The organism is Rhizobacter sp. P1_G5 (assembly GCF_056405435.1).
Genome location: NZ_JBFUCB010000917.1, coordinates 1 through 1,701 on the forward strand (window position 1 = coordinate 1; position 1,701 = coordinate 1,701).

Genomic DNA, 1,701 nt, shown 5'->3' on the forward strand with positions numbered 1-1,701 from the left:
GGTGCCGCAGGTGCCGGGGCTGCTGGTGTAGCTGACGCGTCAGCCGGCCTTCCGGCGTGCCGCAATGCGCCGCGCCGCCGCGTTGCCGTGGAAGAACGCCTCCTCGAACACCGAGTACCCCGACAGGTCCGCATGCGCGAACTGCACCCGGCCGCTGCCTGAGGCCAGTGCCGCCAGCGCGGGGTTGCCGCGCACGCCGGGCAGCGGAATGCTCATCGCATGGCCGTAGCGCATCAGGTCCATGCGCACCAGCTTGTCGGGCAGGTCCGGATGGGCGCCGACCAGCGTCTGCACGACGGCCTGCGACCAGGCCTGCCACGGCTGCTCCAGCAGGCGCTTGCGCTGCGCGATCAGCTGCGCCTCGTTGTCGCCGCCCAGCGCCCAGTAGACCGTCAGCACCATCGGCCCGGGGTAGGGCCGCGTCGCCTGGTGCATCGCGTCGACATACCCGAGCGTGCTGCTGCCGTACAGCACGTTGTCCCACGACGGCGGCGCGCCGGGCTGGTCGACCAGCGCGTCCGACAGCTGCAGGTTCGCGACCAGCCACGGGGCATGCCGCATCCCGGCCACCGCCGCCTGCAGCGCGGCCGGCGGCGTGCGCAGTACGCGGGCCGAGATGAACAGCGGCGTCGCGAGCACCGCGTGTGGCGCGATCCAGCGTTCGGTGCGCTGCGCCTTCGCGTTCCACAGGTCCAGCGTCACCTCGTGCCGGCCTTCCTCGAGCGCCAGCGCGACGCAGCCATCGTGCAGCCGGCCGCTCAGCGGCGTCGCCAACCGCTGCGCGAGCCAGGCGTTGCCTTCGGGCCAGGTCAGCACGCCGTCGTCGCGCGCCCGCGCGTCCCGGGGGTCATCCCCCGGGGCATGGAAGCCGTGCCGGCTCGCGAAGTAGTGCAGCCCGGCCCAGGCCGATACCTGTGCGGCCCCGGCGCCGTAGTCGTCGCGGCAGCAGTAGTCCAGGTACCAGCGCAACGGCGGGGCGGTGATGCCCTGGTCGTCGAGCCAGCGCGCGAATGTCACGCCGTCGAGGGCCTGCATCGCCGGCGTCCACGCGGCGCGTGCTGTCGGCAGCGCGAAGCTGCCGGTCGGCCCGGCCAGCGACACCAGCTCGGCGAAGCGCCGATACTGCGCCAGCGTCGCGTCGCGCTGCGATTCGGGCAGCGCCGCGATCGGCGGCAGCAGGCCGTCGTGCCAGTGGCCGTCGATGAAGAGCCGCTCCTGCGGGCTGTGGCACAGGTGGCGCTCGTCCCACACCGCGCGCCCGCCCTCGCTGCGGCGCAGCCCCAGCGATTCGAGCAGGCCGATCAGCTCCACCGCGTCGTCGCCCGGCACCGGCAGGTAGTGCGCGCCGAGCGGGCAGGCCATGCCGCCCATGCGGTGCGCGCGGCTGTTGCCGCCGGCGCCATCCTCCAGGTCGAACACGTGCACGTCGTCGATGCCGGCCAGGCCGAGTTGACGCGCACACGACAGCCCGGCGATGCCGGCGCCGACGACGATCACGCCGGCGCGCTTGTGCACCGTCGGCTCGGCCAGCGTGCGGCCGCCGTCGCGCAGCCGGTGGCCGCGCTCGTGCTGCGCGCCGACCCATTCGCCGCCGTAGGCTGCAGGACGTTTCGCATCGCAGCCGGCCAGGCCGGTGAGGGCAGGCGCCGCCAGCGCGGCGGCCGTTGCGGCGAGCAGCGTGCGCCGGTCGCGGTCGGGGAG

Annotated in this window: 1 protein-coding gene; it reads right to left on the reverse strand. The window is 74.5% G+C overall.

What is annotated here, in order from left to right:
- Nucleotides 1–39: 39 nt before the first annotated feature.
- Nucleotides 40–1,701: FAD-dependent oxidoreductase (locus AC1D12_RS32685; RefSeq protein WP_477845290.1), on the reverse strand; the 1,662-nt coding region annotated here is incomplete at its 5' end.